The 6977-nt window shown below is 67.9% G+C and carries 6 protein-coding genes; 3 read left to right on the forward strand and 3 right to left on the reverse strand.

The annotated features are described in order from the left end of the window. Window positions 1-678 (reverse strand): SulP family inorganic anion transporter (locus IH13_RS0103680; RefSeq protein ID WP_199814595.1); only part of this gene is annotated, 678 nt, incomplete at its 3' end. 286 nt (window positions 679-964) lie between these two features. Between IH13_RS0103680 and IH13_RS0103685 the strand changes: the two genes are divergently transcribed. Continuing rightward, the gene (locus IH13_RS0103685) at window positions 965-2275 is read left to right on the forward strand and encodes a polysaccharide deacetylase family protein (RefSeq protein ID WP_031080967.1); all 1311 of its coding nucleotides are present in this window, start codon (window positions 965-967) and stop codon (window positions 2273-2275) included. Window positions 2276-2333: 58 nt separating this feature from the next. Here the strand turns inward: IH13_RS0103685 and IH13_RS0103690 are convergent, their stop codons facing one another. Beyond that, window positions 2334-3329, reverse strand: a complete 996-nt coding sequence (locus tag IH13_RS0103690) for an ATP-binding protein (protein WP_031080968.1) — start codon at window positions 3327-3329, stop codon at window positions 2334-2336. A gap of 102 nt (window positions 3330-3431) precedes the next feature. On the opposite strand from IH13_RS0103690, the gene IH13_RS0103695 reads away from it, so the two are divergent. Continuing rightward, window positions 3432-4256, forward strand: a complete 825-nt coding sequence (locus IH13_RS0103695; protein ID WP_031080969.1) for a Fic family protein — start codon at window positions 3432-3434, stop codon at window positions 4254-4256. Window positions 4257-4625: 369 nt separating this feature from the next. Here the strand turns inward: IH13_RS0103695 and IH13_RS0103700 are convergent, their stop codons facing one another. Further along, window positions 4626-5465, reverse strand: a complete 840-nt coding sequence (locus IH13_RS0103700) for an HAD family hydrolase (RefSeq protein WP_031080970.1) — start codon at window positions 5463-5465, stop codon at window positions 4626-4628. Between the two features lie 565 nt (window positions 5466-6030). Between IH13_RS0103700 and ssd the strand changes: the two genes are divergently transcribed. Next, window positions 6031-6977, forward strand: a 947-nt coding sequence (gene ssd, locus IH13_RS0103705) for a septum site-determining protein Ssd (protein ID WP_234433206.1), incomplete at its 3' end; no start/stop codon positions are given.

Here is a 6977-nt window from a genome sequence, read left to right on the forward strand (position 1 = left end):
GACGAGGGCGGCCGGAAGCCTGCCGAACCCGGCGCCGATACGCCCGGGCAGCCTCGGCCAGAGAATGAGAAGGGTGACGGTCAGGAGGCCGATCGCGGGAGCGGCCGGGGTGAACTGCTCGAACCGGGCCGGCAGGGCGAGGACGTTGTCGAGAGCGGAACTCTGCGGCGATCCACCGAGCACGACGTGCAGTTGCGCGAGTGCGATGGCCACGCCGATGCCCGCGAGGGTGCCGTGCACGATGGCAGGACTGACGGCCAGGGCGCTGCGGGCGGCCTTCAGGGAACCGAGCAGGATCTGCAGGAGTCCGGCGCCGACGGTGATCGCACAGGTGGTGCGCCAGCCGTAGAGCTGGATCAACTCGGCTGTCACGACGGTCAGTCCGGCCGATGGGCCACTGACCTGGAGAGGGGTGCCCCCGAGCAGGCCGGCCACGACACCGCCGATGACGGCGGAGACCAGGCCGGCGGCGAGGGGCGCGTCCATGGCGACTGCGAGTCCCAGCGACATGGGGACCGCGATCAGGAAGACCGTGATCGACGCCGACAGATCGGCGCCCGAGACGGGGAAGCGGCGACCGCCGGGAGGCGGGCTGTGGGGACGCTTGAAACCCGAGGCGCGAGGTGGGCGCCACATACGGGACGAACGGTCATTGCGGGAAGGGGTGCAGGCAGACATGTTCCCGTCTCCTCCGGGGCTGGGCGGTCGCGGAATGTGGATGGTGCGGCCATGGATCACGGCGTGCCGCGATGGGGTCCGGATCAACTTTGGGTAAACAAATCGTAATGGAGAGTAAAGAGGGGTGTCCATGTTTTCGAGCAAATAGAGGATTGTGTCATCCGTTCAAGTGAATAAGCATCTTTTCCTCATGCTTGTCGTACTTATTCCTTGGCTTGCGTGCGACGTTGACCGCGCCGTGTCGGCACTGCAACGCACGAACTCCTGCGAGGAAGAGGGTGGACGGATGATGGCCGCCACGAAGAGGATCGCTCTGGGCGCCGTGGCAACCGCACTGGTCGCGGGGCTGGCGGGCTGCTCGGGGGCCGGTACGGGGGGCGTCGGCTCGGGAGCCGGCAAGAAGGCGGCACCCAGCACCGAGGAACGGTCTCCCGCGGCAGCGCCCAAAGGGGCGGTCAAGCTCATCGGCGACGGCTCCACAGCCTTCACCGGAGCTCAACCGAAGCTTCCGGTGGCCCGGAAGCTGAAGCCCGGCCAGAAACCTCCGCAGTTCGTCGTGTTCTCCTGGGACGGCGCAGGGGAGGACAGTCAGAAACTCTTCTCGCATTTCCGCGAAGTCGCCAAGAAGTACGACGCGAACATGACGTACTTCCTCAGTGGTGTCTATCTCCTCCCGGAAGAGAAGAAGGCGCTCTACGACCCGCCCCAGCACTCGGCCGGCCGGTCCGACATCGGCTTCAACGACACCGAGGGAATCCACGACACACTGACCGAGCTCCGGGCCGCCTGGCTGGACGGCAACGAGATCGGCACCCACTTCAACGGCCACTTCTGCGGCCCGGACGGCGGTGTCGGCACCTGGTCGGTCGAGGAGTGGAAGAGCGAGATCGGCCAAGCCAAGTCGTTCGTCCAGAACTGGAAGACGAACGCCCCCGCCCTCAAGGGAGAAGCGCCTCTGCCCTTCGACTACGACAAGGAACTGGTCGGGGCCCGCACCCCCTGCCTGGAGGGCCAGAAGAACATGATCGCGGCAGCCCGGACGATGGGCTTCCGTTACGACTCGAGCGGCGTCGGCAACCAGGTGTGGCCCAAGAAGAAGAACGGTCTGTGGGACCTGTCCCTCCAGCTCGTGCCGGTGCCGGGTCGCGCTTTCGAAACACTGTCGATGGACTACAACTTCATGTTCAACCAGTCCGGAACGACTCAGGGCGACCCGGACCAGCACGCCTACTGGGGCAACCAGATGAGGGACGGGCTGCTCCAGGCGTTCGACCGCGCCTACAACGGAAACCGTGCTCCCCTGATCATCGGCAACCACTTCGAGTCATGGAACGGCGGCACCTACATGCGCGCCATCGAGGAGACGATCAAGAACGTGTGCGTCCGGAAGGACGTCCGCTGCGTCTCCTTCCGGCAGCTCGCCGACTGGCTGGACGCTCAGGACCCGGCGACACTCGCCGAACTGGGCACGCTGAAGGTGGGACAGAAGCCCGAGCAGGGGTGGTCGGCCTTCCTCGGTGCCGCCCCGAAGACGGCCACGGGCAGTCCCGTGCCGGCGGGCCCCAAGGGCGAGGAGGCCGACCGGAGCGGGAAGTAGCCGGCGTCCCTTCGGGCTCCGGCCGGCCTCGCCACCCCCCGGGGAAGCGCCCCGCCTGTCAGACGGGCTGAGCGGCACTCGCCTCCATGAGGTGCTCGGCGAGCACGAACGAGGGGTCGACCTGAGCAGCCAGGTCGGCCCCCGTCTTCTCGTTGCCCCAGCTCTCCGCGTTCTTCAGGTGGAAATGCACCATCTGTCGCGTGTAACGCTCCCAGTCGCGCTGCTCATACGAGTCCTCCGCGGTGTTCTGCAGGGCCTGCAGTGCCATCCGGTTGTCTGCTTCGAGCAGTTCGAAAGGCGCGGGCCTGCCCTTCTCCATGGTCCGCACCCAGTTCGACTGCCCGATGCCCACCAGCAGATCGTCGCCGACCTCGGCGCGCAGGAAGTCGAGGTCCTCCTGGCCCTGGACCTTGTTGCCGACCACCTTCAGGGCGACGCCGAAGTCCCGGGCGTACTCCTTGTACTGCCGGTAGACGGAGACGCCCTTCCGTGTCGGTTCGGCGACGAGGAAGGTCATGTCGAAGCGGGTGAACATTCCCGAGGCGAACGAGTCGGATCCTGCGGTCATGTCGACCACCACGTACTCGTCGGGGCCGTCGACGAGGTGGTTGAGGCAGAGCTCCACCGCGCCGACCTTGGAGTGGTAGCAGGCCACTCCGAGATCCGACTCCGTGAACGGGCCGGTAGCCATGAGCCTGATCTCCCCGTCATCGAGCCGGACGGTGCGCGCGCAGGCGTCGAAGACGGGATTGTCCTCGCCGAGGCGCAGCAGCCGTGACCCTTCTCCCGGAGGTGTCGTCTTGATCATCGTCTCGGAGGACGCGATGCGGGGGTTGCTGCCGCGCAGGTAGTCCTTGATGAGCGGCAGGTGGGAGCCCATGGCGGGCAGCGCCGCGGCCTGCGCATCGTCGAGGCCCAGTGCGACCCCGAGGTGCTGGTTGATGTCGGCGTCGACCGCGATGACGGGAGCTTCGTTGGCCGCGAGGTGTCGGATGAAAAGCGAGGACAGTGTGGTCTTGCCACTGCCGCCCTTGCCTACGAAAGCGATCTTCATGTTCACCTAGGGTAGCCGCTTCATTGCTGTGCGCAGTCGATGTTCGTGAAGAAGGCCACTCCCGGGCGGTACGGAGGTATGGGGCGCGTAGCCTTCCTACCTATGAGTACGACTCCCCCCGACCCGCTCGCCGCGCTGGGCTCCCTGCCTGGTGTGACTGACGCGGTGGACTCCGTACGCAAGGCTGTGGACCGGGTCTACGGTCACCGGGTCATGCGACGGCGCAGCAGCGAGGTGACTGCTGAGGCGGCTCTGCGCGGCGCGCGCGGGTCGGCGGCGCTCTCGGATGCCGACTGGAATCTCGAGGAGGTGCGCCGACGCACGGACTTCAGCGGTGAGGAGGACGCGCGCACCGTCGGCGCCGCTCTGAGGCTGACCGCGGAGGCGGGTCAGCTTCTCTCCGTCTGGAGGCAGTCGCCGCTGCGGGTTCTGGCGCGGTTGCACTTGGTGGCGGCCGGCGGCGCGGCTCCCGATGACGCCGTTGGGCGGCCGCGCTTCGCGGACGAGCCGGTTGAGGAGCCGCTGATCGAGGCGCCCCTTCCGGGCGCGGATGAGGTGGCGGGCAGGCTTGAAGGGCTGTCGCACCTCATTCTCACCGGGAGTGCGGCACCCGCCCTGGTGACGGCTGCGGTCGTGCACGGGGAGCTGCTCGCGCTGCGCCCCTTCGGAACGCACAACGGCCTGGTCGCGCGGACCGCCGAGCGCATCGTGCTGATCGGCAGCGGCCTCGACCCGAAGTCCATCTGCCCTGCCGAAGTGGGGCACGCCGAGCAGGGGCGGGCGGCTTACGCCGAGGCCTTCGAGGGCTATCTGTCGGGCAAGCCCGAGGGGATGGCCGCCTGGATCGCGCACTGCGGGCGCGCGGTCGAACTGGGCGTCAGGGAGTCGACGGCCGTGTGCGAGGCCTTGCAGCGGGGGGCGGCGTAAGCCTTTCCCCCAGTGGGGCGCCCGCTTGTGGACACGCGGGAGAAGTGCGGCGGTACCGGTCCGGTACCGCCGCAGGCATGTCCGCCGAGTTACCAAGCGTCCTCGGAATGTGCCCATCAGGCCGGTTCATGGCCCGTCACCTGGTGCGGCCGGCCCGTAATCGACGGGTCGACGTCGCGTGGGTGCTCGGTTTTCATGCGCGGTCCGTGGGGCCGTTGGTGCGGATGAAGGTCGTCCTCTCGGATGTCCTTGGTCTCGCGGGCCGTTGATTCTTTTGTACTCCCCGAGCCGCGGCAACGGAAGGCCCGGCCCAGTTCCTTTACTTTTACGTCTGAACGAGGATGATTCGGACGCTGTCGCCCTGGCTTTTCAGGCGCTGAGCCGGGAAGTGCGGCGGCGGCCGGCGTACCAGACGATTCCTGCCGCCAGTGCTGCCGCACCCACCGCCGCGGCAGCGGCGAGGGCGGGGCGCGGCGGCATCGAGAAGACGGGCAGCCGCTGCTTGAGGCGGACCGGGCGGTCGAAGACGAGAATCGGCCATTCCCGGAGGGTTGCCTCACGCCTCAGCGCCCGATCCGGATTGACCGCGTGCGGGTAGCCGACCGACTCCAGCATCGGTACGTCCGTCGCCGAGTCGCTGTACGCGTAGCACCGCGAAAGGTCGTAGCCCTCGGACACGGCGAGCGCCTTCACCGCTTCGGCCTTGGTCGGCCCGTACGCGTAGTACTCCACCTCGCCGGTGAAACAGCCGTCGTCGCCGACGACCATGCGGGTGGCGACCACCCGGTCGGCGCCGAGGAGTTCGCCGATCGGCTCGACGACTTCGGCGCCGGAGGTCGATACGATGACCACATCGCGTCCGGCGGTGTGATGTTCTTCGATGAGGGTGGCTGCCTCGTCGTAGATGATCGGGTCGATCAGGTCGTGGAGGGTTTCGGCGACCAGTTCCTTGACCTGCTGGACGTTCCACCCCTTGCAGAGTGCCGAGAGGTATTCACGCATCCTCTCCATCTGATCGTGATCGGCGCCCCCGGCGAGGAACACGAACTGCGTGTATGCGGTCCGCAGTACGGCTCGGCGGTTGATCAGCCCGCCTTGGTAGAAGGACTTGCTGAAGGCGAGGGTCGATGACTTCGCAATGACCGTCTTGTCCAGGTCAAAGAAGGCTGCTGTGCGCGGTGAGAAGCAGTTTTCCACAAAGGTGAGCATAAGGGCCCGCCATTCGGCGTAAACCCCGGCGGGCGGGTTTGCCTGAGAAGGCGCTCGGGTACACCATGGAAGTCACGGATCGTTCGCGACCGTGCTAACCCCGGTCCGACTCCTCCCCCCCCCGAGTCGGCCGTGGGGACGACCCCCGCTCTCCCCCCCGGCGGGGGTCGTCGCATGTCCGCATGCACTTTGGCCGCCCCCTGGGAATCCCTATGTGTCGGGCGGCGTGTGTGCGCTGCCTCTCGACGCCGCTCCGTGCCAGCGTGCCTCATCACGCTGGGTAGCGGAAGGGGTGCGCTCCGAATGTCGCCTGTATGAGCGACGGAGATATTCACAACTCTGAAGTTGTCCACAGTTTGTGACCAAGATCCACATCTTTTTCCGTGCCGTTGCATGTTGATTCCGCCCGTGAAGTCCGCGGGTTCCGGAATCGCGCATCTCGGGACGCCCCGAGATCGCCGCGAACCGCACTGAAGAGGCAGTGGAAGGGGCGGGGTCCGTGGCTGGAACGAACGTAGGAGAAGGACTGCCGAACGTCGGCGAGCTGGGTGGCGGACCGTTGATCGTGACGGAGGACGCGCATGTGCTGGACGATCTGCTGAGGCTGTGCGCGGCCGCCGGGGCGATGCCTGAAGTGCATCACGGGCCTCCGGCGGAGAGGGGGAGCTGGGAGCGGGCGCCCATGGTCCTGGTGGGTGACGACGCGGCTTCCCGATGCCGGGGCGCGGCACGCAGACGAGGCGTGATGCTCGTCGGCCGCGACCAGGACGACCCGGACGTCTGGCGCCGGGCGGTGGAGATCGGCGCGGAATACGTACTACGCCTGCCGGACGCGGAGGGCTGGCTCGTGGAGCAGATCGCCAACGCCGCGGAGGGGGTCGGACGCCCGGCTCTCACCGTCGGTGTGATGGGTGGACGAGGCGGGTCCGGCGCGTCCACGCTGGCCTGCGCGCTCGCCGTGACTGCGGCCAGGTCAGGCCGGCGCACCATGCTGATCGACGGTGATCCTCTCGGGGGAGGTATCGACGTCCTGCTCGGCGGTGAGGAATCCGAGGGCATGCGATGGCCGGATTTCGCCCGTTCCAAGGGTCGAGTCGGTGGAGGGGCGTTCGAGGAGTCGCTGCCCGCGTTGCACGGCCTGCGGGTGCTCAGCTGGGGGCGGGACGACGAGGTGGCCGTGCAACCGCAGGCGATGCAGGCGGTCCTGGCTGCCGCGCGCCGACGCGGCGGGGTCGTGGTGGTGGATCTGCCACGCAGGGTCGACGACAGCGTGGCCGAGGCGCTTGCACAACTCGACGCCGGCCTCCTGGTCGTGCCCGGAGAGCTGAGAGCGGTCGCTGCGGCGAAACGGGTGGCCTCGGCGGCCGGAACGGTCGCGCAGGACCTGCGGGTCGTGGCGCGAGGCCCTTACTCGGCGGGCCTGGACGAGCACTGGGTCGCCCGGGCGCTGGGGCTGCCGCTCGTGGGCGATCTCCCTCTGGACCCGGGCCTCCTGGCGGCCCAGAGCGGCGG

It is taken from the genome of Streptomyces sp. NRRL WC-3549 (assembly GCF_000721935.1).
In the GTDB taxonomy this organism is placed as follows: domain Bacteria; phylum Actinomycetota; class Actinomycetes; order Streptomycetales; family Streptomycetaceae; genus Streptomyces.